The sequence below is a fragment of the Leifsonia sp. Soil_N53 genome, from assembly GCF_057655165.1.
On record NZ_JBDGMM010000046.1, the window covers coordinates 1 to 21,454 of the forward strand.

General features: G+C 71.1%; 24 protein-coding genes, 2 tRNA genes and 1 pseudogene. 15 read left to right on the top strand and 12 right to left on the bottom strand.

What is annotated here, in order from left to right; translation table 11 throughout:
• The 3 genes and pseudogenes from AC3A3H_RS05670 to AC3A3H_RS05680 all read left to right on the top strand — a co-directional run.
• Nucleotides 1–215: pseudogene (locus tag AC3A3H_RS05670) on the top strand (translation initiation factor IF-3); the annotation flags it as partial.
• Nucleotide 216: 1 nt separating this feature from the next.
• The gene (locus tag AC3A3H_RS05675; protein WP_487613575.1) at nucleotides 217–624 is read left to right on the top strand and encodes a globin; all 408 of its coding nucleotides are present in this window, start codon (nucleotides 217–219) and stop codon (nucleotides 622–624) included.
• Between the two features lie 40 nt (nucleotides 625–664).
• A complete protein-coding gene (locus AC3A3H_RS05680; RefSeq protein WP_487613576.1) occupies nucleotides 665–2,314 on the top strand; it encodes an FAD-binding dehydrogenase in 1,650 nt (549 codons plus the stop codon).
• 37 nt (nucleotides 2,315–2,351) lie between these two features.
• On the opposite strand, the gene AC3A3H_RS05685 is transcribed toward AC3A3H_RS05680, so the two are convergent.
• A complete protein-coding gene (locus AC3A3H_RS05685; RefSeq protein ID WP_487613577.1) occupies nucleotides 2,352–3,110 on the bottom strand; it encodes a DUF8185 domain-containing protein in 759 nt (252 codons plus the stop codon).
• A 39-nt stretch (nucleotides 3,111–3,149) separates the two neighbouring features.
• Between AC3A3H_RS05685 and AC3A3H_RS05690 the strand changes: the two genes are divergently transcribed.
• Nucleotides 3,150–4,034 carry an acyl-CoA thioesterase gene (locus AC3A3H_RS05690; RefSeq protein WP_487613578.1) on the top strand — a complete coding sequence of 295 codons (885 nt, stop codon included), beginning with the start codon at nucleotides 3,150–3,152 and terminating at the stop codon, nucleotides 4,032–4,034.
• Between the two features lie 31 nt (nucleotides 4,035–4,065).
• Here the strand turns inward: AC3A3H_RS05690 and AC3A3H_RS05695 are convergent, their stop codons facing one another.
• Both AC3A3H_RS05695 and AC3A3H_RS05700 read right to left on the bottom strand, forming a co-directional pair.
• On the bottom strand, nucleotides 4,066–4,761 hold the full coding sequence (locus AC3A3H_RS05695; RefSeq protein WP_487613579.1) for an anti-sigma factor family protein: 696 nt from the start codon (nucleotides 4,759–4,761) through the stop codon (nucleotides 4,066–4,068).
• The gene (locus AC3A3H_RS05700) at nucleotides 4,758–5,270 is read right to left on the bottom strand and encodes a sigma-70 family RNA polymerase sigma factor (protein WP_487613580.1); all 513 of its coding nucleotides are present in this window, start codon (nucleotides 5,268–5,270) and stop codon (nucleotides 4,758–4,760) included. Before AC3A3H_RS05700 ends, AC3A3H_RS05695 begins: the two co-directional genes overlap by 4 nt.
• 125 nt (nucleotides 5,271–5,395) lie before the next feature.
• On the opposite strand from AC3A3H_RS05700, the gene AC3A3H_RS05705 reads away from it, so the two are divergent.
• A complete protein-coding gene (locus AC3A3H_RS05705) occupies nucleotides 5,396–5,830 on the top strand; it encodes a QcrA and Rieske domain-containing protein (RefSeq protein ID WP_487613581.1) in 435 nt (144 codons plus the stop codon).
• Nucleotides 5,831–5,924: 94 nt separating this feature from the next.
• Here the strand turns inward: AC3A3H_RS05705 and AC3A3H_RS05710 are convergent, their stop codons facing one another.
• From AC3A3H_RS05710 to msrA, 5 genes are all read right to left on the bottom strand, one after another.
• Nucleotides 5,925–6,392, bottom strand: coding sequence for an acyl-CoA thioesterase (locus AC3A3H_RS05710; RefSeq protein ID WP_487613582.1), 468 nt, complete (start codon nucleotides 6,390–6,392; stop codon nucleotides 5,925–5,927).
• Nucleotides 6,393–6,399: 7 nt separating this feature from the next.
• Nucleotides 6,400–8,082, bottom strand: coding sequence for an energy-dependent translational throttle protein EttA (ettA, locus tag AC3A3H_RS05715; RefSeq protein WP_487613583.1), 1,683 nt, complete (start codon nucleotides 8,080–8,082; stop codon nucleotides 6,400–6,402).
• 64 nt (nucleotides 8,083–8,146) lie between these two features.
• A complete protein-coding gene (locus AC3A3H_RS05720; protein ID WP_487613584.1) occupies nucleotides 8,147–8,662 on the bottom strand; it encodes a DUF6993 domain-containing protein in 516 nt (171 codons plus the stop codon).
• Nucleotides 8,663–8,672: 10 nt separating this feature from the next.
• Nucleotides 8,673–9,137 (bottom strand): single-stranded DNA-binding protein, encoded by a 465-nt coding sequence (locus tag AC3A3H_RS05725; protein ID WP_487613585.1) that lies wholly within the window; start codon nucleotides 9,135–9,137, stop codon nucleotides 8,673–8,675.
• A gap of 136 nt (nucleotides 9,138–9,273) precedes the next feature.
• Entirely contained in the window at nucleotides 9,274–9,801 is a 528-nt protein-coding gene (gene msrA, locus AC3A3H_RS05730) for a peptide-methionine (S)-S-oxide reductase MsrA (RefSeq protein ID WP_487613586.1), read from the bottom strand.
• Between the two features lie 140 nt (nucleotides 9,802–9,941).
• Between msrA and AC3A3H_RS05735 the strand changes: the two genes are divergently transcribed.
• Nucleotides 9,942–10,721 carry a hypothetical protein gene (locus tag AC3A3H_RS05735; protein WP_487613587.1) on the top strand — a complete coding sequence of 260 codons (780 nt, stop codon included), beginning with the start codon at nucleotides 9,942–9,944 and terminating at the stop codon, nucleotides 10,719–10,721.
• Between the two features lie 115 nt (nucleotides 10,722–10,836).
• Here the strand turns inward: AC3A3H_RS05735 and nadE are convergent, their stop codons facing one another.
• Nucleotides 10,837–11,679 (bottom strand): NAD(+) synthase, encoded by an 843-nt coding sequence (gene nadE, locus AC3A3H_RS05740; RefSeq protein ID WP_487613588.1) that lies wholly within the window; start codon nucleotides 11,677–11,679, stop codon nucleotides 10,837–10,839.
• Nucleotides 11,680–11,755: 76 nt separating this feature from the next.
• On the opposite strand from nadE, the gene AC3A3H_RS05745 reads away from it, so the two are divergent.
• Nucleotides 11,756–12,973: a cation:proton antiporter gene (locus tag AC3A3H_RS05745; RefSeq protein WP_487613589.1), complete on the top strand. Its 1,218-nt coding sequence runs from the start codon at nucleotides 11,756–11,758 to the stop codon at nucleotides 12,971–12,973.
• Between the two features lie 18 nt (nucleotides 12,974–12,991).
• On the opposite strand, the gene AC3A3H_RS05750 is transcribed toward AC3A3H_RS05745, so the two are convergent.
• Complete coding sequence (locus AC3A3H_RS05750; RefSeq protein ID WP_487613590.1) at nucleotides 12,992–13,846, bottom strand: LysR substrate-binding domain-containing protein; 855 nt, start codon at nucleotides 13,844–13,846, stop codon at nucleotides 12,992–12,994.
• 175 nt (nucleotides 13,847–14,021) lie between these two features.
• Here AC3A3H_RS05750 and AC3A3H_RS05755 point away from each other — a divergent pair, with 175 nt between their 5' ends.
• A complete protein-coding gene (locus AC3A3H_RS05755; protein ID WP_487613666.1) occupies nucleotides 14,022–15,326 on the top strand; it encodes an MFS transporter in 1,305 nt (434 codons plus the stop codon).
• 55 nt (nucleotides 15,327–15,381) lie between these two features.
• A tRNA-Arg gene (locus tag AC3A3H_RS05760) sits at nucleotides 15,382–15,454 on the top strand.
• Nucleotides 15,455–15,609: 155 nt separating this feature from the next.
• Here the strand turns inward: AC3A3H_RS05760 and AC3A3H_RS05765 are convergent.
• Nucleotides 15,610–15,912: a glutaredoxin family protein gene (locus AC3A3H_RS05765; RefSeq protein WP_487613591.1), complete on the bottom strand. Its 303-nt coding sequence runs from the start codon at nucleotides 15,910–15,912 to the stop codon at nucleotides 15,610–15,612.
• 96 nt (nucleotides 15,913–16,008) lie between these two features.
• Here AC3A3H_RS05765 and AC3A3H_RS05770 point away from each other — a divergent pair, with 96 nt between their 5' ends.
• The 3 genes from AC3A3H_RS05770 (at nucleotide 16,009) to AC3A3H_RS05780 (ending at nucleotide 17,644) form a co-directional block, all read left to right on the top strand.
• Nucleotides 16,009–16,872 carry an SGNH/GDSL hydrolase family protein gene (locus AC3A3H_RS05770; RefSeq protein WP_487613592.1) on the top strand — a complete coding sequence of 288 codons (864 nt, stop codon included), beginning with the start codon at nucleotides 16,009–16,011 and terminating at the stop codon, nucleotides 16,870–16,872.
• Between the two features lie 10 nt (nucleotides 16,873–16,882).
• Entirely contained in the window at nucleotides 16,883–17,506 is a 624-nt protein-coding gene (orn, locus tag AC3A3H_RS05775; protein WP_487613593.1) for an oligoribonuclease, read from the top strand.
• A gap of 62 nt (nucleotides 17,507–17,568) precedes the next feature.
• Nucleotides 17,569–17,644: transfer RNA gene (locus tag AC3A3H_RS05780), tRNA-His, on the top strand.
• 62 nt (nucleotides 17,645–17,706) lie between these two features.
• Here AC3A3H_RS05780 and AC3A3H_RS05785 read toward each other — a convergent pair.
• Complete coding sequence (locus AC3A3H_RS05785) at nucleotides 17,707–18,282, bottom strand: ArsR/SmtB family transcription factor (RefSeq protein ID WP_487613594.1); 576 nt, start codon at nucleotides 18,280–18,282, stop codon at nucleotides 17,707–17,709.
• A gap of 75 nt (nucleotides 18,283–18,357) precedes the next feature.
• On the opposite strand from AC3A3H_RS05785, the gene AC3A3H_RS05790 reads away from it, so the two are divergent.
• The 3 genes from AC3A3H_RS05790 to AC3A3H_RS05800 all read left to right on the top strand — a co-directional run bounded on the left by AC3A3H_RS05790 (nucleotide 18,358) and on the right by AC3A3H_RS05800 (nucleotide 21,252).
• Entirely contained in the window at nucleotides 18,358–19,644 is a 1,287-nt protein-coding gene (locus AC3A3H_RS05790; RefSeq protein ID WP_487613595.1) for an MFS transporter, read from the top strand.
• 384 nt (nucleotides 19,645–20,028) lie between these two features.
• Nucleotides 20,029–20,820 carry an aggregation-promoting factor C-terminal-like domain-containing protein gene (locus AC3A3H_RS05795; RefSeq protein ID WP_487613596.1) on the top strand — a complete coding sequence of 264 codons (792 nt, stop codon included), beginning with the start codon at nucleotides 20,029–20,031 and terminating at the stop codon, nucleotides 20,818–20,820.
• 150 nt (nucleotides 20,821–20,970) lie between these two features.
• Nucleotides 20,971–21,252 (top strand): metallopeptidase family protein, encoded by a 282-nt coding sequence (locus tag AC3A3H_RS05800; RefSeq protein ID WP_487613667.1) that lies wholly within the window; start codon nucleotides 20,971–20,973, stop codon nucleotides 21,250–21,252.
• The last annotated feature ends 202 nt before the right edge of the window (nucleotides 21,253–21,454 follow it).

Here is a 21,454-nt window from a genome sequence, read left to right on the forward strand (position 1 = left end):
CCCGGGCGCCCGACCCGGGCGCCATCCGCATCCGGCCGGCGATCGAGACCAAGCCGGCGTCGGCGAAGCCGTCGTCCGCGGCGAAGCCGGCCACGCCCACGACCGCCGCGCCGGCCGACTCGGACGCCAAGCCGACCGCCAAGCCCCGCACGCCCAAGCCCCCGGCCGCTGAGCCCCCGACAGCCGGCCGGCCTCCCGCGGAAGAAGCCGAGTGACATGACCACCATCCCCGTCGGGCCACCCGCCGGCCCGTCCTTCTTCGAGGAGATCGGCGGCCACGCCACGTTCGTGCGGCTCGTCGACACGTTCTACCGCGGCGTCGCCGACGACCCGGTGCTCCGGCCGATGTATCCGGAGGAGGACCTCGGGCCGGCCAAGGAACGCCTGACGCTCTTCCTGGAGCAGTACTGGGGCGGCCCGACCACGTACAGCCAGGAGCGCGGCCACCCCCGGTTGCGGATGCGGCACAACCCGTTCAGGGTCAACCCCGACGCCCGCGACCGCTGGCTCGCGCACATGCGTGTGGCCGTGGACGAGCTGGCGCTCCCGCCGCTGCAGGACGAGACGCTCTGGAGCTACCTGGAGCGTGCCGCGTTCGCTATGGTCAACACATTCGAGGAGTAGCCCGAACCTCGCCGTCCCGCCGTGCCGAAGGAGACACGCCATGACCTCAGAACCCGACTGCCTCGTGGTGGGAGCCGGCCTCGCGGGGCTGGTGGCCGCGTGCGAGCTGCTCGACGCCGGCAAGACCGTGACGATCCTGGACCAGGAACCCGCGGCCTCCCTCGGCGGCCAGGCGTTCTGGTCGTTCGGCGGGCTGTTCCTCGTGGACTCCCCCGAGCAGCGCAGGATGGGCGTGACCGACTCGCTCGCCCTCGCCCGGCAGGACTGGTTCGGCAGCGCCGGCTTCGACCGCGCGGAGGACCACTGGCCCCATCGCTGGGCCGAGGCGTACCTCCAGTTCGCGGCCGGAGAGAAGCGCGCGTGGCTGCACGAGAAGGGCGTCCGGTTCTTCCCGGTCGTCGGCTGGGCCGAGCGCGGCGACGGCACGGCGGCCGGCCACGGCAACTCCGTGCCGCGCTTCCACATCACCTGGGGCACCGGCCCCGGGGTGCTGGAGCCGTTCGTCCGGCAGGTGCAGGCCGCCGCGGCGACCGGCACGGCGCGCCTGCTGCACCGTCACCGCGTCGACGAGCTCATCGTCGAGGAGGGCCGGGTCGCCGGAGTGCGCGGCGAGATCCTCAAGCCCGACGCCGCCAAGCGCGGCGCGCCGAGCAACCGCGAACGGATCGCCGACTACGAGTTGCGCGCCCCCGCGGTCGTGGTGACCAGCGGCGGCATCGGCGGCAACCACGACCTGGTCCGCGCGGCCTGGCCGGAGCGGCTCGGCACTCCCCCGGACTTCATGCTCTCCGGCGTGCCCGCCCACGTCGACGGCCGGATGCTCGGCATCGCGGAGGCGGCGGGCGCGCGCCTCATCAACGGCGACCGGATGTGGCACTACACCGAGGGCATCCAGAACTGGGACCCGGTTTGGCAGCGGCACGGCATCCGCATCCTGCCCGGACCGTCCTCGCTGTGGCTCGACGCCCGCGGCGAGCGGCTCCCCGCCCCGCTGTTCCCCGGGTTCGACACGCTCGGGACCCTGGAGCACCTGCGCAGGACGGGCTCCGACTACAGCTGGTTCATTCTCACCCAGAAGATCATCGAGAAGGAGTTCGCGCTCTCCGGCAGCGAGCAGAATCCGGACCTGACCGGCAAGGACGTCAGGCTGCTGGCCAAGCGCGTCGGACCGGGGGCGCCCGGACCGGTGGAGGCGTTCAAGGAGAAGGGCGCCGACTTCGTCGTGGCCGACACCCTCGACGCACTGCTGACCGGGATGCAGCGTCTGTCTGAGGTGCCGCTCGACACCGAGCTGGTGACCCGGCACGTGCGCGAACGGGACCGCCAGCTCGACAACGCGTTCGGCAAGGACCTGCAGCTCGCCGCCGTCCGTGCCGCCCGCGCGTACCGCGGCGACAAGCTGATCCGGGTGGCGTCGCCGCACAAGCTCACCGATCCGAAGGCCGGGCCGCTGATCGCGGTGAAGCTGCACATCCTCACCCGCAAGAGCCTGGGCGGCATCGAGACCGATCTCGACGGCCGTGTGCTCGGCGCGGACGGCGCGCCGGTGCCCGGGCTCTACGCCGCGGGCGAGGCGAGCGGCTTCGGCGGCGGAGGCATGCACGGCTACCGCGCGCTGGAGGGCACCTTCCTCGGCGGCTGCCTGTTCTCGGGGCGGCAGGCGGGGCGGGCGGTCGCGCGGGCGGTGTGAGCCCGCTCCCGCTGGCTCAGGCCCCTAGGCTGGCGGATCAGCCGCGCAGACTCCACGACTGGCGGCGGATCAGCGTGTGCCCCCGGCGCGTGGTCAGGCGCGTCCACGGACCGGTCTCCAGGATGGCGACCGGCTCGTCCACGGCCAGGAAGCCGAGGCTCTCCGCCGCGAACGCCGCGCCGGCCGGCACGTATTCCAGCCCGTCGATGGGACGGCCCCAGACCTCGGCGCGCACGCGCTGGACGAGCTGCTCGCCGGTGCCCGTCGGCACGGCCTCAGCGACCTCGGCGATGCCGGCCGCCGCGGCCTCCCGCATGAGCTGGTAGCCCGCCTCGCCGACCTGACGCCAGCCGCCGCGCGGCGGCGAGATGCCCGCCCAGGTCACGGACGGCGCCTCCATCGGCAGCCGCACCTCCAGCGGCGCGCTCTCGACGGCGCCGTCGACGGCCCCCGACTCGTCCCCGTCGCGGCCCTCCTCCTCGACCGCTCCGGTCTCCGAGGCGGCCGCCGCGCTCTCCGCCGCCTCGCGCACACGCGCGAGCCGGTCGAGCAGCGAGCGGATGGGGACCACGACGTCGAACTCGACGTCGGCGTGCGTCACGAACGTGCGCAGGCCGAGCACCGTCGGCGTCTGGTCGAGCAGCCCCCTCGGATAGAGGATGGCGGTGTACACGGCGAGCACGCCCGATCCTGCGATCAGGCGCACCGACCCTTCCTCGACGCGGGCGGCGCGCGACAGGTACGTCTGCAGGTCGGCGGCGGCGAGGGTGTCCTGGAGGGAAAACGACTGGCTCATCTGCCCTCTAAGCTACTAGAGACCCCGGACGGAGACACTGTGACAGAGCCCCTGGAATCGTTGCTCGCCGCGCTCGACCTCACCGACACCGGTGCCCGCACGAGCGAGGACATCTTCACGGGGCCCTCCCAGTGGATGCCGCTCGGCCGGGTGTTCGGCGGCCAGGTGCTCGCCCAGGCGATCATCGCGGCGACCCGCACGGTCGCCGACGACCGCAGCATCCACTCGATGCACGGGTACTTCCTGCGCCCGGGAGACGTCAACTATCCGATCACCTTCTCGGTCGACCGCATCCACGACGGCCGGTCGTTCTCGACCAGGCGCACGCAGGCCTACCAGAACGGGCTGCCCATCCTGTCCATGATCGCGTCGTTCCAGGACGACGACGAGGGCCTCGAGCACCAGGTCGCGATGCCGCAGGACCTGCCCGATCCGGAGACCCTGCCCAACTCCGCGGAGACGCTCGAGGACGTCGAGCATCCGGTCGCGCAGTATTGGGCGAGCCAGCGGCCCTTCGACATGCGGCACGTGCCGTCGCCGATCTACCTGTCGGTCGAAGGCGCCCACGTCGCCCACCAGGCGGTCTGGTTCCGGTCGATCGGCGACCTCCCCGACGACCCGGCCCTGCACCGTGCCGCGCTCGCGTACGCCAGCGACTACACGATCATGGAGTCGGTCATGCGCCGGCACGGCGTCGCCTGGGCGACCCCCGGCCTGAAGGCGGCGAGCCTCGACCACGCGATGTGGTGGCACCGGCCGGCGCGGGTGGACGAGTGGCTGCTCTACACGCAGGAGTCGCCGAGCGCGAGCGGCGGCCGCGGGCTCTCCCTCGGCCGCATCTTCAGCCGCGACGGCAGGCTGGTGGCGAGCGTCGCGCAGGAGGCCACCATCCGGGTCCCCGACGCGGCGAAGCTGCGGGACTAGCTCGCCGGCCGGGGCCCGGCCGGCGCTCGCGCTAGCTCCCGAACGTGCTGCGCAGCAGCACCGTCCCGTTGCCCGCGGCCCGGATGTCGATCGCGGCGATGTCGGAGACCGGCACGCTCGTCGTCGCCGCCGGCTCGACCACCGTGCCCTCGCTGGCGGTCCAGGTCGAGACCTGCGTCTGGTTGCCGGAGCGGTCGGTGACCACCATCGCGTACGTCCAGGTGCGGCCGCCGTCGTCTCCGCCGACCTTCGCGTAGGCGCAGCGCGAGTCGATCCGCGTCCCCCACGGCTCGGACGTCAGGTGGAGGTCGGCCGACAGCGCGCTCGGCTCCACCTGCTCCATCGCGACACTCGTCCCGGACGGCGAGCCGGGCTCCAGTGCCGGGACGGCGATCGCGATGGCCCCCACGAGCACGGCCGCCGCCGCAGCAGCGAGACCGCCCACCAGCCACCGCGACCGCCGCCTGCGCCGCCGGGCGGCGTCCAGCAGCGTAGGCAGCACCTCCGCGCCGAGACCGGCGTCCTGCGGCGCCTCCTCGTCGAGCAGGGCGAACGCTTGCTCCCGGGGCACCCGGCCGAGGAGGCCGGGCATGCCGGCGAGCTCGGCGACCGCGGTCGAGCAGCGCCCGCACTCGCGCAGGTGCTCCTCGAACTGCCTCCGCTCGGCGGGGGCGAGGGCGCCGAGCACGTACGCGGCGTCCCAGGTGGCGAACTCATCGTGGTTCATCGCTCCGTCACCCCTCTCTCCTGCAGAGCGAGCCGCATGGCCCGGAGGCCGTAATGCAGCCGCGACTTGACCGTGCCCTCCGGGATGTCCAGCTCCCGGGAGATCTCCGAGATCGACCTTCCGCCGTAGTACGCGTGGACGATGACGGCGCGATGCTCGTCCGAGAGCTCCGCCAGCGCGTCCGAGACCAGCCAGGCGTCGAGCACGGCGTCGGCCTGGTCGTCCGGCGAGGGACGCTCGGGGAGGTTTTCCGTGCCGAACTCGTGCTGCGCGTGCGCGCTCCGCTTGTCGTCGATGACGATGTTTCGGGCGACGGTGAAGAGCCAGGCGCGCGCGGAGCGCTGGCTCTGGTCCAGCACCGCGGGCTTGCGCCACGCCCGGAGCAGGGTCTCCTGCACGACGTCGTCGGCCATCGCTCGGTCGCCGGTGAGATGGACGACATAACGCCACACCGCCTGCGCGTGCTGGTCGTGCAGCTCCCGCAGCAGGCGTGCGTCCTCATCCGGCATGGTCACCTCCTGCACTGTTCACGGGGCCGACGATGAAAAGGTTCAGAAGTCCACGTGTGAACCCGACGCGTCCTTCTCTCGTGCCTACGCTAGGAGAAAGCACTGCCGACCGGGAGGATCCCACGATGACAGAATCCGCGCCGCTGACGCGCCGCACCCTCGTTCAGATCGGCGGCGTGTCCGCAGCAGGCGCGGGGGCGCTGCTGCTTGCGGCATGCACGCCGCAGGGTTCGGGCGCATCCGGCGACGGAGCGGGGAACGGGAATTCGGCCACCGTCCCGCTCTCATCGATCCCGGTCGGCGGCGCTGTCTCCGCCCAGCTCGGCTCGACGCCGATCGTCGTGTCGCAGCCGTCTGCCGGCAGCGTGGTCGCGTTCAGCGCGGTGTGCACACACCAGGGCTGCACGGTCGCTCCGCAGGGGAAGGAATTCGATTGCCCCTGCCACGGATCGCGCTTCGACGGGACGACGGGCGACGTCATCAACGGCCCCGCGCGCAACCCGCTCACGAAGCTGAAGGCCGCAGTCTCCGGCGACAAAGTCACCATCACCCCGTCCTGACGCACCCCCTCCACCAGTCGAGGGGCACGTCGTTGTCACTTCCGGGCTCAGGAAGTGACAAGGACGTGCCCCTCGGCGTGGGTGCGAGCGCAGGTCAGCGCTTGGTGAACTGGACGGGGTCGTCGAGGTACGGGGTCCACGCCGCGCGCTCGCGGTCGTTGATCCGGCGCGGCCGCTGGCTCTCGGCGTCGACCAGCACGATCGTGGTCGCCGCGCGCGAGAACATGACGCGGGGCTCCATGCCCTGCGGCGTCCACACCTCGTAGTTGACCTCGAGGCTCGCGCCACCCAGCCTGCCGAGCCAGAGCTGCACGTCGAGCGGCTGCCGCAGGTACGGGATGGGGGCGACGTACTCGATCTCCTGGCGGGCGATCAGCGTCAGCGTGTCGGCGCCCGGCCGGCCGTCGAGCACGGCCGTGGAACCGCCGACCGCGTGCTCGTCGGTCGCCCAGAACGCCTCGATGCGCGCCTCCTCCAGGAGGCGCAGCATCGCGGCGTTGTTCACGTGGCCGTACGCGTCGAGGTCGCTCCAGCGCAGCTTGATCGGGACGTGCAGTCGCATGCCGGCGTCAGTCGCGCGTGAGCTTGCGGTACGCGGAGCGGTGCGGCTTGGCGGCGTCCGGGCCGAGGCGCTGGATCTTGTTCTCCTCGTACGCCTCGAAGTTGCCCTCGAACCAGTACCAGTCCGAGGGGTTCTCCTCGGTGCCCTCGTAGGCGAGGATGTGCGTCGCGATGCGGTCGAGGAACCACCGGTCGTGCGTGATGACCACGGCGCAGCCGGGGAACTCGAGCAGCGCGTTCTCGAGGCTGGAGAGCGTCTCGACGTCGAGGTCGTTGGTCGGCTCGTCGAGGAGCAGCAGGTTGCCGCCCTGCTTGAGCGTCAGGGCCAGGTTGAGGCGGTTGCGCTCACCGCCGGAGAGCACGCCGGCCTTCTTCTGCTGGTCCGGCCCCTTGAACCCGAAGGTGGAGACGTATGCGCGCGACGGGACCTCGGTCTTGCCGACCTGGATGTAGTCGAGCCCGTCCGAGACGACCTCCCAGACGTTCTTGTTCGGGTCGATGCCGCCGCGGGTCTGGTCGACGTAGGAGATCTGGACGGTCTCGCCGACCTTCAGGTCGCCGTTGTCGAGCGGCTCCAGTCCGACGATGGTCTTGAACAGGGTCGTCTTGCCGACGCCGTTCGGGCCGATGACGCCGACGATGCCGTTGCGCGGCAGCGTGAACGTGAGGCCGTCGATGAGGACGCGGTCGCCGAAGCCCTTCTGCAGATTCTTCGCGTCGATCACGATCTGGCCGAGACGCGGCCCCGGCGGGATCTGGATCTCCTCGAAGTCGAGCTTCCTGGTGCGCTCCGCCTCGGCCGCCATCTCCTCGTAGCGCGCCAGGCGGGCCTTGGACTTGGCCTGGCGGCCCTTGGCGTTGCTGCGGACCCAGTCGAGCTCCTCGGACAGCCGCTTGGCCAGCTTGGCGTCCTTCTTGCCCGCGATCTCGAGCCGCTCGCGCTTCTTCTCGAGGTAGGTCGAGTAGTTGCCCTCGTAGGGGTAGAGGTGGCCGCGGTCGACCTCGGCGATCCACTCGGCCACGTGGTCTAGGAAGTACCGGTCGTGGGTCACGGCGAGCACGGCGCCGTGGTACTTGGCGAGATGCTGCTCCAGCCAGAGCACGCTCTCGGCGTCGAGGTGGTTGGTGGGCTCGTCGAGAAGCAGCAGGTCGGGCTTCTGCAGCAGCAGCTTGCAGAGCGCGACGCGGCGCTTCTCACCGCCGGAGAGCGTGTTGACCGGCCAGTCGCCCGGCGGGCACCGGAGGGCGTCCATCGCCTGCTCGAGCTGCGAGTCGAGGTCCCACGCGTCGGCGGCGTCGATCTGCTCCTGCAGCGTGCCCATCTCGGCGAGCAGCGTGTCGAAGTCCGCGTCCGGGTCGGCCAGCAGCCCGGAGATCTCGTTGAACCGGTCGACCTTGCCCTTGATCTCGCCGACGCCCTCCTGGACGTTCTCGAGCACAGTCTTGTTCTCGTCGAGCACCGGCTCCTGCATGAGGATGCCGACCGTGTAGCCGGGCGACAGCTTGGCCTCGCCGTTGGACGGGCTGTCGAGGCCGGCCATGATCTTCAGGATGGTCGACTTACCGGCGCCGTTCGGGCCGACGACGCCGATCTTTGCGCCCGGAAGGAACGCCATCGTCACGTCGTCGAGGATCACCTTGTCGCCGACGGCCTTGCGGGCCCTGACCATCGAGTAAATGTATTCGGCCACTCTTGTTCCTGAACTCCCTGTCTTGGACTCGCGGGGTCGAAGCCCTGTACGAGGATACCGGGAACTACCAGTCGATCGGCCGGGTCTGCCCGATCAAGCACCCTCCGGTGGCGAGCGAGGGGCTGGTCAGGCTGAAGTAGCCGCCCGCGGCCTCCCCGAACTGCCCGATCAGACACGTGTCTCCGAACCGCACCGAGAACTGGATCGACGCGGCCTTGAGCCCGATCGTGGTCATGTCCGGCGTGAGCTGCATGTCGGGCTTGCTGAATCCGGCCGCCACGAGCGCGTCGATGAAGTCGCGGCCCTGTGCGCCGGGCTTCGCCGCGATCGTCGCCCGGTTGACCGTGTCGAAGAACGCCAGGTTCTGCTTCGCGGTGCCTCCCGGCACGAGCTCGGGCGCCGCGCTTGCGGTGGACGTGGGCGGAGTCGGCGCCGCCGACCCTGTTGTGTGCGACGAAGCCGTCTGCGGCCCGCTCGACGTCGTCGCCGCAGGGCTGCCGCCCGTGCACCCGCTCAGCAGCAGAGCCGCCGCGACGGCCGCGCCGGCGAGGAGGACGGCTGGTCGGGCGGACGCTCTCATGCCGTCCACCCTAGGGCCCTGCGGCTGTGGGCTGCCCCTGACTTCGAGGCACGCCGGGCACCGCGCTCAGCGGGTCCGGCAGCGCGACCCCGACCACAGACCGCGTGAACTCGCTGCGACCCCACGCCAGATCGTGGCCGATGGCCTGAGCCTCGATCTCCACCGTCACCCCGAGCTGTTCACCCTCCCAATCGCGCACGCACAGCCTCCCGGTCACGACGAGGGGATCGCCACGCGCGATGCACGCCGCAGCGTGCACCGCGAGGTCGTCGAAGGCGGTCACGGTGAACCAGTTGCACTGCGCGCCGCTGTCTGATGCCGCCTCGTTCGCTGCAGCCCGGCCCGACTCCGCTCGTCGTCTCGGCCGCCGGTCGTCCGTCACCAGCCGGAAGCTCGTGATCGGCGCCCCCGCCTCCGGAACGACATGGCGCGGACTCGTCGCCACCGTTCCCCGCACCGCCACTGTCTCGGTCATCCTCTCCCCCGTTCCCCGGCCCCCAGCTGAGGCCGTGCACCCACTCTGGCCGCAGCGCAAGCCGCGAGGCCGGGAAGACGCAGATCCGTGGAGAACTCGCCAGGCGCGCGAGCTGTGGAGGAAAAGCCGGCCCGGGTCAGGCGGCGATCACGTAGGGCGCGTACGACGCCCGGATCTTGTTCACCTTGGGCAGCGCGACGGCCAGGCAATAGCCCTGGCCCGGGTTCTTGGCGAAGAAGTCCTGGTGGTACTCCTCCGCGCGGTAGAACGGTCCGAGCGGCTCGATCGTCGTGACGATGCCGCCCTCCCAATACTCCGACGCGCGGTCGCGCGCGGCCTCGAACAGCTCGCGCTGCGCGTCGCCGTCGGAGAACATCGCCGACCGGTACTGGGTGCCGACGTCCGCGCCCTGCCGGTTCAGCTGCCGCGGGTCGTGGAGGGTGAAGAACACATCGAGGATGACGTCCGCCGGGATCACCTCGGGGTCGAAGGTGACGGCGACGGCCTCGGCGTGCCCCGTCGTGCCGGTGCACACCTCCTCGTAGCTCGGGTCCGCTGTGGTGCCCCCGGTGTAGCCGGACACCACGTCCTGCACGCCGCGCAGCACGCGGTACACGGCGTCGAGGCACCAGAAGCACCCGCCGGCGAGGACGAAAGTCTGCATCGGTCCATCCCTTCGATCGGTCCGAACACCATTCTGCACTCCGCCGCGCACACCGCGCGCCGAATGAGGTTTGCACCGGGATGCGCGACACAGCGCGGCCGCTGCCCGGACGGAACGGTCCGCCCCGCTACCATCACCGCATGCAGTGGTGGAATGACTTCGTCGATTGGCTCAACTCGTCGGCCGCGCAGCCCGCGGTCTTCAACGCGGCGGTCCTCGCGATCGCCGTGATCGTCTCCGGTCTGCTCGCCGCGTGGATCGCGCGCGGCGCCCTCCGTGGACTCCTCTCCCGCACCGACCGCCAGCAGAAGGCCAGCGCGATCGCCGCGCTCGTCGATGCGGCGACCGAGGCGTCCGTGTGGAACTCGCTCACCCCCGCCGAGCAGGTGCTCTCGGACCGCGCCGTCGGCCAGGCCGACATCCTCGTGCGGCTCCTGCCGATCAAGGGTGCGGGCATCGCCGCCACCTGGGCCGGGCACCAGCTCGCCGAGATGAAGCGCGCGTCCGCGACCTTCGGCTACCAGCTCGACCCGGCCATCGCGGAGTTCCGCGACCGGCTGATCGAATGGCAGAACAAGCCGGGCCGCGCCCGCCGGATCTTCCAGGGCGACCTGGAGCGCTGGCGGTTCGAGAGCGCCGACCCGGGAACCACGGTGCTCGCCCAGCAGGACGCCTGGGTCGCGCAGCAGCACCACGAGCAGTACGCGACGCCCGCGGCCGCTCCGGAGACGGCCGCGCCCGCCCCCAGCTACGCCGCCTCGGCTCCTTCGGCCGGCCTGGCACCGATCGCGGCCGACACGGCCTACCCCGCGGACGCCGCCTCGCACGCCGAGACCCCGCTCCCGGTGTCCGCCTTCGCCGCGGCCGGCGACGAGAACGACACCACCCCGAACCCGCGCTTCGGCCAGCCGGTCGGCTGACCTCCCGCTCGCAGCACCTCACGCGCAGCACCTCCCGACGGCCCACCCACCGCGGAAACGAAGGGGCGCCGACCACCAGGTCGGCGCCCCTTCGTCGTACCAGGGAGCGGACGGCTCAGCGGCTGTAGTCGCCGCGCTCCGTCCACCAGGTGTCGAACATGCTCGCCGGCACCCGACGCTTGTGCTCGGTCGCGAGGTAGCGCGTCTCGATCGCCGACGCGATCTCGTCCGCGACGTCCTTGCCCTCCAGGAAGTCGTCGATGTCGCTGTAGTGGATGCCCAGGTTCGCCTCGTCGGTCTGCCCGGGGTCGAGGTCGAGGAGATCGGCGGTCGGCGCCTTCTCGTAGAGCCGCGCCGGCGCCTCCAGGTGCTCCAGCAGCGCGCGGCCCTGCCGCTTGGTCAGCCCGCTGAGCGGCAGCACGTCGGCGCCGCCGTCGCCGTACTTCGTGAAGAAGCCGGTCACCGCCTCCGCCGCGTGGTCGGTGCCGACCACGAGCAGGCGCCGCTGGCCGGCGATGGCGTACTGCGCCACCATCCGGATGCGCGCCTTGACGTTGCCCTTGTTGAAGTCGGTCATCGCTTCGCCGACCGCTTCGCCGAACTCGGCGTCCACGCCGTCGACGCCGCCCTTGATGTTGAAGGCGATGGTGCGCTCCGGCCGGATGAACGACAGTGCGAGCTGCGCGTCGTCCTCATCGTGCTGGACGCCGTACGGCAGGCGCACGGCGATGAACTCGGCCTCGACTCCCTCGGCGGCGAGCTTCTCGACCGCGAGCTGGCAGATCCGGCCCGCCAGAGACGAGTCCTGTCCGCCGCTGATCCCGAGCACGAACCCGGAAGCGCCCGTCGCCGTCAGATAGCGCACGAGGAAGTCGACGCGTCTGGCGACCTCCCCCGCGGCGTCGACGCTCGGCGTCACGTTCAGCTCGTCGATGATTCTGGCCTGGAGTTCACGCATGCTGACCACGATAGTCTGCGTGGATTTCGGGCATGTGAACTCCCCGCACGAGCGGCCCGGCTCTACCATCGGCCCCATGAACCCGCTCGTCGGAACGATCGTCCTCGTACCGCTGCTGGCGGTGGTCGCCGCGCTCATCGCCTCCGCGGTGGGGCGCGTCGCGAAGATCCCGCTCGTCGTGTTCGAGATCCTGCTCGGCATCCTGGTCGGACCGAGCGTGCTGGGCTGGGTGCCGGCGTCGGACGCGCTGCACGCCGTGAGCCAGTTCGGGCTCGCCTTCCTGTTCTTCATGGCGGGGAACGAGATCGACTTCCACGCCGTCCGCGGCCGGCCGCTGCGCCGCGCCTCCCTCGGCTGGCTCATCTCGCTGACCGCGGGCGTGTTGCTCGGGGTGCTGCTCGCCCCGAACGCGATCGCCGGCGTCTACGTCGGGGTGGCGCTGTGCTCGACCGCGCTCGGGACGCTGATGCCGATGCTGCGCGACGCCGGCGAGCTGCGCACCCCGTTCGGCCTCGCGGTCACCGCGGTCGGCGCGGTCGGCGAGTTCGGGCCGCTGCTGGCGATCTCGCTGTTCCTCAGCGGGCGGAGGCCGCTCGTCGCGGCAGTCGTCCTGATCGTCTTCGCCGTCATCGCCGCGGGCGCGGTGTGGTTCGCCGCGCGTGGAGGCCACCAGCGCTTCCACGCGCTCGTGCGCGCCACCCTGCACACCAGCGGCCAGTTCGCCGTGCGCGTCGTGGTGCTGGCCGTCGCCGCCCTGGTCGGGCTGAGCCTCGCGCTCGGCCTGGACATGCTGCTGGGCGCGTTCGCGGCGGGCGTGGTCGTCCGCGTCCTGCTGTCGGGTGCGGCCGAGCCGGACGCGAAGCTCATCGAGACCAAGCTGGAGGCCGTGGCCTTCGGCGTCCTCGTCCCGGTGTTCTTCATCCAGACGGGCGTCGCATTCGACCTGCGCGGGCTCCTCGGCGACCCGCACGCGCTGCTGCTGCTGCCGATCTTCCTGGTGCTGCTGCTGGTCGTGCGCGGCCTCCCCGGGTCGATCGCGGCGCCGCGCGGCTCGACCTTCTCCGACCGGGCGTCGCTCACGCTGTTCAGCGCCACCGGGCTTCCGATCATCGTCGCCGTGACGAACATCGGGCTGAAGGACCACGACCTGAACTCCGGGACGGCGACGGCCCTGGTCGGCGCCGGGATGCTGTCGGTGCTGATCTTCCCGGTGGTGGCGTTGCTGCTGCGGCAGCGCTCGGCGGACGGCGGGGTGCGGCCTCCCGACCCGGACCGGGTCCCCATCGAAGGATGAGCGCGCGGGTCCGCCCGGTCACAGGACGCGCGTGACCGCCCGCGCGAGGATCGCCGTGGTGAGCGCCTCCACCGGCTCGCGCGCCGCCGACGGGTTCGACAGCAGCGTGAACTCCACGTGCCCGAGCTCCGGGAGGCTGAACCGGTTGCTGACCTTGATGAGGTCGGTCGGGATGAGCGACCGCGGGAACACCGCCACCCCGAGCCCCGCGCGCACGGCCGCGAGGACGCCGTTCACCTCGCGGGTGTTGCAGGTGATCCGCCAGGTGCGCCCGGCGGCCTCCAGCGCGTCGATCGTGATCTGGCGGCTGAGGCTCGGGCCCTGGTAGGCGATCAGCGGCACGGGCTGATCCGGTTCGAGCGCGGTCTTCTCCTGACCGATCCAGACCAGCTCGTCGGTCGCCACCACGGTGCCGTCGGTCGTCCCCGGGTTCTGCTTGATGAAGATGAGGTCGAGCTGGCCCGCCTTGAGCCGGCGGTGCAACGGGCCGGACTGGTCCACTGTGAGCTCGAGGTTGACCTGCGGGTTCTGCTGCCGGAAGTGCCGGAGGATGCGCGGCAGCGTGGTGATCGCGAGGTCGTCGGCCGCGCCGAACCGCAACCTCCCGCGCATCGCCGAACCGCTGAAGTAGCTGTCCGCCTCGGCGTGGGCGGCGAGGATCGTGCGGGCGAACCCGGCCATGGCGTCGCCGTTGTCGGTCAGCCGCACCTCACGCGTGTCCCGGGAGACCAGCTGCCGTTTGGCCGCCTGCTCCAGCCTCCTGACGTGCTGGCTGACGGTCGGCTGGCTGATGCCCAGCCGCTGGGCCGCGCGCGTGAACGATCGCGTGTCCACGACGGCGAGGAAGGTGCGCAGGAGGACGGGGTCGAACATCGGGTCCCTTCGCCGGCGAGCAGTTATTCGGAAAGCCAATGGGAGTTATAGCTTCAATTCGCAGCAAGAATACCGCCGATTCCGTAGCGTAGACAGCACACGAGCACCCATACGGAACCAGGAACGCAGGAACACACCCGTGGCGAACCCCACAGCAGCCCCGCCCACCGGCCCCATGCCCGCACTCAGCGCACGTCCGCCGTGGCGCGAGACCTTCATCTCGCTGCGGGTCGCCAACTACCGCCGGTTCGCCGCAGGCAACCTGGTCGCCAACACGGCCGTCTGGATGCAGCGCATCGCGATGGACTGGCTGGTGCTGCAGCTCTCCGGGAGCGTCGCAGCGGTCGGCGTCACGGTCTTCATGCAGTTCACCCCGATGCTGGTGTTCGGCCTCTGGGGCGGCGTCATCGCCGACCGGTACTCCAAGCAGCGCCTGCTGGTCTGCACGCAGTCGGCCGCCGCGGCGCTCGCGGCGCTGCTCGCCGCGCTGACGCTCACCGGAGCGGTGCAGGTGTGGCACGTCTACGCGATCTCGTTCGCTCTCGGCATGGTCACCGTCGTGGACAACCCGGCGCGCCAGGTCTTCGTCAACGAGCTGGTCGGGCCGGCCTACCTGCGCAACGCGATCAGCCTGAACTCGTCCATCTTCCAGCTCGGCGGCCTCATCGGTCCGGCGCTCGGCGGCATCCTGATCACCGCGGTCGGCGGCGGCTGGTCGTTCGTGATCAACTCGGTCGCCTGCCTGGCGGTCGTCGGAGCGCTGCTCAGCCTCCGCCGCGACGAGCTGCACCACTCGCCCGCTGCGCCGCGCGGCAAGGGCCAGCTCGCCGAGGGGATCCGCTACGTGCGGCGCAAGCCGGTGATCTTCTGGACCGTGGTGATGGTCGCGGTGCTCGCGGTCTTCGCGTTCAACATGCCGGTCTTCCTGGCGGCGTTCGCCAACAACGTGTACGACGTCGGCGCGCGGGGCTACGGGATGTTCAACGCGCTCGTCGCCGCCGGCGCGCTCTGCGGGGCGCTGGCCTCCACCCGCCGCACCTCGGTGCGCCTCTCGATGGTGGTCGGCACGGCGGCCGCGCTCGGGATCGTGCAGGCGCTGGCGGGGATCGCTCCGGGCGAGATCGCCTTCAGCGTGCTCCTGGTCGGCATCGGCGTCGGCAACCTGCTCGTCATCACGGCGGCGAACTCGCTGGTGCAGATGTCGTCGAACGTGCAGATCCGCGGACGGGTCATCTCGCTCTACATCCTGGTGCTGCTCGGCGGCCAGGCGATCGGCGGCCCGCTGATGGGCTGGCTGGTGGAGGCCGTGGGGCCGCACATCGCGATGGCGGTCTCGGGGCTGGTGCCGGCGGCGGCGGCGGTCGTAGTGGCGTGGATGATCGCGCGGCACGCCAGCCTACGGCTGCGCTTCGGGCTGCGCGGGCGCCGGCCGGTGATCGCGATCGTGAACCGGGCGGGGAAGGCCGGGGCGACGCTGTAGGCCGCTGGGCGGGGGTCCGAAACGCCCCGGGCGGCTACGGTATCGTGGAGGCCGCGCCCCCGTAGCTCAGCGGATAGAGCAGGAGCCTTCTAATCTCTTGGTCGCAGGTTCGATTCCTGCCGGGGGCACCCACGCGCAGGAGCAGCTCTCGCGGTGCTTCTCATCTCTTGGTCGCAGGTTCGATTCCTGCCGGGGGCACCCACGCGCAGGAGCAGCGTCGAAGCGGCGCGAAGTGGGCCCGAATCGCACGAGGCGGCGGAGAGTCAGCCGTCTCGCGGGCGCGTCAGAGGGCGTGGGCGGCGGCGACCAGCACCTGGTTCAGGGTGGGGACGCCTTCGGCGCGGAAGACCTCTGCGCCGTCCTCGCCCAGCACGATCACCGTTGGGGTCGAACGGATGCCGTCAGACTCTGCGCGTGCCGGGTCGCGGGCGACGTCGCGCTCGGTCACGGTCAGGCCGGGCACGAGGCGCACGGCCTCGGCGAGTACCGCCCTGGTCTGCATGCACGGCTCGCAGAAGGCCGAGGTGTACAGGGTCAGGGCGACGTCCCGGGTGACGGGACGGTCAACGGCGGGTGTCGCATCCACGACGACCAGTGTACGTCGGGCGAATTCCCGGCGACCATCCCGCGACGGAGCCCGCCGTGTCACCCGCTCGTCACTCCGGGGGCCGACAATCAGGGCGTGACCAGGACCGCCTACACGCGTTATGTGGCCCTCGGGGACTCGATCACCGAGGGGCTGTGCGATCCCGCGCCCGCGCGGCCAGGGGCCTGGCTCGGCTGGGCGGACCGGCTGGCCGGCATCCTCGACGGCGACGCGCGGCTCTCGGGCGGGACCGTCGAGTTCGCCAACCTCGCCGTCCGGGGCCGGCGCATCGCCGACGTGGTCGGCGAGCAGGTTCCCGGCGCGCTCGCGCTGCAGCCCGATCTGGTGTCGGTGCTCGTCGGCGCCAACGACCTGATGAGCCCGACCGCCGATCCGGACGCACTCGCCGACCGGCTCGCCGACGGGGTGCGGATGCTCCGTTCGCACGGGACGACCGTGCTGCTGGCGAACCTGTTCGACCCGCAGTTCGCGTTCTTCCTGAAACCCTTCCGTGGGCGCGCCGCCGTCTTCAACGCGAACATCTGGAGCATCGCCCGCGACCACCACGCCGTCGTCCTCGACGTGTGGGGCGTGCGCGAGTTCCGCGACCCGGCGATGTGGGGCGCCGACCGCGTCCACCTCAGCTCGCGCGGCCACCGGCTCCTCGCTACGCACGCCGCCCACGCCCTCGGCGTGCCCTACGCGGAGACCACCTTCGGCGACGCGGTCGACCCGCACATCGACGTACCGGAGCCGCCGGCCGGGCCGGACGAGCTCCCGCTGCGGACCTGGCTGCGCGTGCACGCCATCCCGTGGGCGGCGCGGCGGCTGCGGGGAATCTCCTCCGGCGACGGGCTCAGCGCCAAGCTCCCCGAGCCGCTGCCCGTGCGCAGCCAGCCGCTGATCGCCGGCCAGTCCCTGATCACCGGCCAGCCGCGCATCGTCGGAGGCCCGCACTAGACTTGCGGGCATGGCTGCCTCATCGGATCGACTGGTCTGGATCGACTGCGAAATGACCGGACTCGACCTGGAGGTCGACGAGCTCGTCGAGATCGCCGTCGTCATCACCGACTTCGAGCTCAACGTGCTCGACCCGGGGCTCAGCATCGTGATCAAGCCGGACGCCTCCGCGCTCGCCAACATGAGCGACTTCGTGCGCGAGATGCACACCACCTCCGGGCTCATCGAGGAGATCCCGAACGGCAAGAGCCTCGCCGAGGCCGAGTACGAGGTGCTCGAGTACGTCCTCAAGTACGCCCCCTCCGCCCGCACGGCGCCGCTCGCCGGCAACACGATCGGCACCGACCGGATGTTCCTGGCCAAGTACATGCCGCGGCTCGACACCCACCTGCATTACCGCAACGTCGACGTCTCCTCGATCAAGGAGCTCGCCCGGCGCTGGTACCCGCGCATCTACTTCAACGCACCGGAGAAGAACGGCGGCCACCGCGCCCTCGCCGACATCCTCGAGTCCATCCGCGAGCTCGACTACTACCGTGCAGCGGCCTTCGTCGACGAGCCGGGACCCAGCACCGAGCAGACCCAGGAGGCCGCCGCGGGCGTCGTGGAAAAATGGTCCGCTCGAATGTACTAGAATCGATGAGTTGCCTCGAACGGAACGGCCATCTCAGATGACCGGGTCGTGCGTGGAACATGGTGGGTATAGCTCAGCTGGTAGAGCGCCTGGTTGTGGTCCAGGAGGTCGCGGGTTCAAGCCCCGTTACTCACCCCAATGAGCTGAAAGGGCACGTCGGTGACGTGCCCTTTCGCGTATCTGCCTCCGTGTATCCGCCGTCAGTCCGCGCTCCGGTGCAGCACGAAGATGCCGCCGTGGGCGGGCAGGTGGCCGCGTTCGTGGTCGGTCTCCACGTAAGAGTCGATGACGGCGACGATCCGCCGGTCCAGCTCCGCCACATCCTCCGGTGACAGGTGCAGCGAGAACCGCGCATACGTCGCGATGGAGGCGGGGCCGGCCTCCGCGAGCTCCTGCTGGAAGGCCTCCACCGGCGCGACACCGCCACCCGCGGCGAGCTCGTCGACGGCGACCGACAGCCACCAGCTCCGGCCGGTGGAACGGTAGGGCTTCTCGAGCGCGCCGCTCTCCCCCGACCGGACCGGCGCCGGCTCCAGGAAGCCCGCGGCCACCAACTGCCGGACGTGGTAGTACACCGTGCCGGCATCCTCCCCCAGCCGGTCGGCGAGCTGCTTGTTCGTCAGTTCGCGGTCCCCGCACAGGCGCAGGATGCGCACGCGCAACGGATGCGACAGCGCCTTGAGCTCGGCGACCGTGGCCGGGCGCCGCTTGGCGTCGGGATCGGCGGACGGGCCGGGCACGCTTCGTGCGGCCTCCGCGGGTGTCTGACCGGACATACCCCGAGGATACCCGACCGATTGAGTTTCTTGATGTCGATTGAGTTTTCTCAATCACTGTGCGAAGCTGACGAGGTGGAATCGAAAGCCAAGGCGACTCCGGCCGAACCCCTGGGGTCGCGCTACTGGAAGCTCTGGACGTCGTCCGCCCTCTCCAACCTCGCCGACGGCGTGATGAAGGTCGCGCTGCCGTTGGTCGCCATCCGGTACACCGACTCCCCGGGGCTCATCGCCGGCCTCACCTTCGCCTTCACCCTGCCCTGGCTGGTGTTCGCCCTGCTCGCCGGCGCCCTGGCCGACCGCTACGACAGGCGCAGGCTGATGCTCGTGGCCAACACCGCCCGTGCGGCGTTCCTCGCCTTCCTCACCGTCGCCGCTGTGGCGGGGGCCGGGTCGATCTGGCTGCTCTACGCCGCCGCGATCTGCATCGGCGTGGCCGAGACGGTCTACGACACGTCGTCGCAGTCCATCCTCCCGCAGCTGGTGAGCAAGCGCTCGCTCTCGCGCGCCAACGGCCGGCTGTACGCGGCCGAGCTCACCACGAACCAGTTCGTCGGCCCGCCGCTCGGCGGCTTCCTCGTCGCGGCGGGGATCGGCCTCGCCTTCTGCACACCGGTGCTGCTCTGGGTCGCGGCGATCGGGATGCTGCTCCTGGTCCGAGGCCGCTTCACCACTGACCACCCGCGCACGACCACGATCCGGGCCGACATCGCCGAGGGCCTGCGGTTCCTGCGCGGGAGCACGCTGCTGCGCACCCTCGCGATCATGGTCGGCGGCTTCAACTTCGCCAGCAGCGCCGTCTTCACCGTACTGGTGCTCTATGCGGTGGGACCCGCGTCGGCGATGAAGCTCACCGACCCCGGCTACGGCCTCCTGCTCACCGCCTCGGCGCTCGGCAGCGTGGCCGGCACCTTCCTCGCCGACCCGGCGGAGCGCCTGTTCGGCCGTTCGAAGGCGCTGACCCTGACCGTGCTCGGCTCGCTGCTGACGGTCGCCACGCCCGCCTTCACCACGAACCCGTACATCATCGGCGCCGGATTCTTCCTCGGCGGCATCACCGTGTCCATCTGGAACGTCATCACGGTGTCGCTGCGACAGCGCGTCACGCCCCAGCGCCTCCTCGGCCGGCTCAACTCGGCCTACCGCCTGCTGGCCTGGGGCACGATGCCGCTGGGTGCGGCCGCCGCAGGCGTGATCGCCGAGTTCTTCGGCCTCCCGGCGGTGTTCCTCAGCATGGGCGCGGTGTCGCTGGCGATGCTGATCGGGATGATCTGGGTGACGGACGCGCGCATGGCGGCGGCCGAGGCCGCGGCGGAGGCGGCCGACGAACGCGATCACGCCGCGTTCGGCGCCCGAGACTGACCACGCACAGCGCGCTGCCAGGTTCGCGGCCCGCCAGATGCCCGGAATACCGCGGGAGAGCGCGCCCACACACGACTTTGCCAGGGAGTGTGCCCGAGTTGTCCAGAGTAGCCGTCTAGCGTGATTGGCCGACGGCAGTGAACGCCGTCACGTGCTGCGCCGCCGTCCGACCCCCGAACCCCCGGACGTCACCCCCGAATACCTGGTGCGGCACACCCGCGTCGAACGCCGCGCCTCCGGACCCCCCGGTCCGTGGCGCTTCCGTGCGTCCGTGCGCGGTTGCCAGCCCGTCCGAGAGCGCTCCCCCGCGAGCGTTCTCCGCCGTGCCCGGCTCCCGAACGGGATGCCGCGCGGCCTGGCGGGGAAGCCCGACCCAGGAAACATATGCTCAGCACTCTCCGTTCCATCGTCCGTTCGTCCAACGTCTCCGTCGGGCGCGTCCTCACCGGCGCCGCCGCGGTCATCATGTCGGCGAGCATCGTCGCCCCGATGTTCGCGCAGCAGCAGGAGAGCGTCCGCTCCACCCGCGAGCTCTCGGACTCGACCGGCATCCACCACGACCAGCTCGGTGTCTACGACAAGCTCTGGCGCGACCGGCTCGAGGGCATCGCCCAGCAGAGCCTGGCCAAGGCCGAGACCACCGTCCAGGCGAACTCCGCGAAGGCGGACGCCTCCGCCGCGAAGACCGCGATCGCCGGCCTCGACGACTTCAAGAAGCTGGACGACTCGAAGCTCCGCAAGCAGATCGACGTCACCGACGCCGCCACCGCGGCCCTCGCCGCGGCCGGTGTGGCCGCCGACCAGCGCGCCGCTGCCGCCGCCGCCGCAGCCGCCGCCGCAGCAGCCGCTGCGCAGGCCAACGCCAACACCCCCGACGGCGCGCGCGGCTCCGCGCGGTCGATCATGGCCGCCACCTACGGCTGGGGCGACGACCAGTTCCAGTGCCTCGACAGCCTCTGGACCAAGGAGTCGCACTGGAACTACCAGGCCTCCAACGGCAGCAGCGGCGCCACGGGCATCCCGCAGGCGCTGCCCGGCAGCAAGATGGCTTCGTTCGGCACCGACTGGGCGACCAACGCGACCACCCAGGTCAAGTGGGGCCTCGACTACATCAAGCGCTCGTACGGCACCCCGTGCAGCGCGTGGGGCCACTCCGAGGCCGTGAACTGGTACTGAACCGGATCCGACAGCCCTGACCGCTGAGGGGACGGCGGCCGCGCCGGTAGACTCGCCGAGGTGAGCACCGGCCCGGCCCCCGTCCCCTGGCTGGACGCCGACGCATTCGAGAGCCTCGTCACCGACGAGCTCGACCAGTTGCCTGACGAGATGATCGACGGCCTGGACAACGTGGTGTTCGTCGTCGAGGACCGCCCGGAGGACGGGTCGCTCGACCTGCTCGGGCTCTACGACGGCGTCGCCCTCACCGAACGCGGCGCCTACGGGTTCGGCGAGATGCCGGACCGCATCATCCTGTACCGCGAGCCGTTGCTGGCGATCTGCGAAGACGAGCAGGAGCTCCGCGACGAGATCCACGTCACGCTCGTGCACGAGATCGCGCACTACTACGGCATCGACGACGACCGGCTCCACGAGCTCGGCTGGGCCTGAGTCGGCGTTGGCACACGCGCATCCGCGTGTGCATCGCTGCGTGAGCACGGCTCGGCGCAGTGCTAAGCCGCGGGTGAATCCTGCGCGCGACCGGCCGCCGATCCCCGCCCGCCGCCGGGCTTCGCCCGCGGAATCTCCCTGTCTTTCGGGATATCGCACACCATCGCCTCCGGGTGCACCCCCTCACCTCGTTGCTATAAAC

Bases quoted from the DNA above. Each gene is read 5' to 3' on its own strand.
- orn (WP_487613593.1), top strand. From the start codon at position 16,883: ATGGCTGCCTCATCGGATCGACTGGTCTGGATCGACTGCGAAATGACC.
- AC3A3H_RS05800 (WP_487613667.1), top strand. From the start codon at position 20,971: ATGATCGACGGCCTGGACAACGTGGTGTTCGTCGTCGAGGACCGCCCG.
- AC3A3H_RS05680 (WP_487613576.1), top strand. From the start codon at position 665: ATGACCTCAGAACCCGACTGCCTCGTGGTGGGAGCCGGCCTCGCGGGG.
- AC3A3H_RS05735 (WP_487613587.1), top strand. From the start codon at position 9,942: ATGCAGTGGTGGAATGACTTCGTCGATTGGCTCAACTCGTCGGCCGCG.
- AC3A3H_RS05710 (WP_487613582.1), bottom strand. From the start codon at position 6,392: ATGCGACTGCACGTCCCGATCAAGCTGCGCTGGAGCGACCTCGACGCG.
- AC3A3H_RS05675 (WP_487613575.1), top strand. From the start codon at position 217: ATGACCACCATCCCCGTCGGGCCACCCGCCGGCCCGTCCTTCTTCGAG.
- AC3A3H_RS05795 (WP_487613596.1), top strand. From the start codon at position 20,029: ATGCTCAGCACTCTCCGTTCCATCGTCCGTTCGTCCAACGTCTCCGTC.
- AC3A3H_RS05785 (WP_487613594.1), bottom strand. From the start codon at position 18,282: ATGTCCGGTCAGACACCCGCGGAGGCCGCACGAAGCGTGCCCGGCCCG.
- msrA (WP_487613586.1), bottom strand. From the start codon at position 9,801: ATGCAGACTTTCGTCCTCGCCGGCGGGTGCTTCTGGTGCCTCGACGCC.
- AC3A3H_RS05685 (WP_487613577.1), bottom strand. From the start codon at position 3,110: ATGAGCCAGTCGTTTTCCCTCCAGGACACCCTCGCCGCCGCCGACCTG.
- nadE (WP_487613588.1), bottom strand. From the start codon at position 11,679: ATGCGTGAACTCCAGGCCAGAATCATCGACGAGCTGAACGTGACGCCG.
- AC3A3H_RS05745 (WP_487613589.1), top strand. From the start codon at position 11,756: ATGAACCCGCTCGTCGGAACGATCGTCCTCGTACCGCTGCTGGCGGTG.
- AC3A3H_RS05755 (WP_487613666.1), top strand. From the start codon at position 14,022: ATGCCCGCACTCAGCGCACGTCCGCCGTGGCGCGAGACCTTCATCTCG.
- AC3A3H_RS05695 (WP_487613579.1), bottom strand. From the start codon at position 4,761: ATGAACCACGATGAGTTCGCCACCTGGGACGCCGCGTACGTGCTCGGC.
- AC3A3H_RS05720 (WP_487613584.1), bottom strand. From the start codon at position 8,662: ATGAGAGCGTCCGCCCGACCAGCCGTCCTCCTCGCCGGCGCGGCCGTC.
- AC3A3H_RS05705 (WP_487613581.1), top strand. From the start codon at position 5,396: ATGACAGAATCCGCGCCGCTGACGCGCCGCACCCTCGTTCAGATCGGC.
- AC3A3H_RS05750 (WP_487613590.1), bottom strand. From the start codon at position 13,846: ATGTTCGACCCCGTCCTCCTGCGCACCTTCCTCGCCGTCGTGGACACG.
- AC3A3H_RS05700 (WP_487613580.1), bottom strand. From the start codon at position 5,270: ATGCCGGATGAGGACGCACGCCTGCTGCGGGAGCTGCACGACCAGCAC.
- AC3A3H_RS05725 (WP_487613585.1), bottom strand. From the start codon at position 9,137: ATGACCGAGACAGTGGCGGTGCGGGGAACGGTGGCGACGAGTCCGCGC.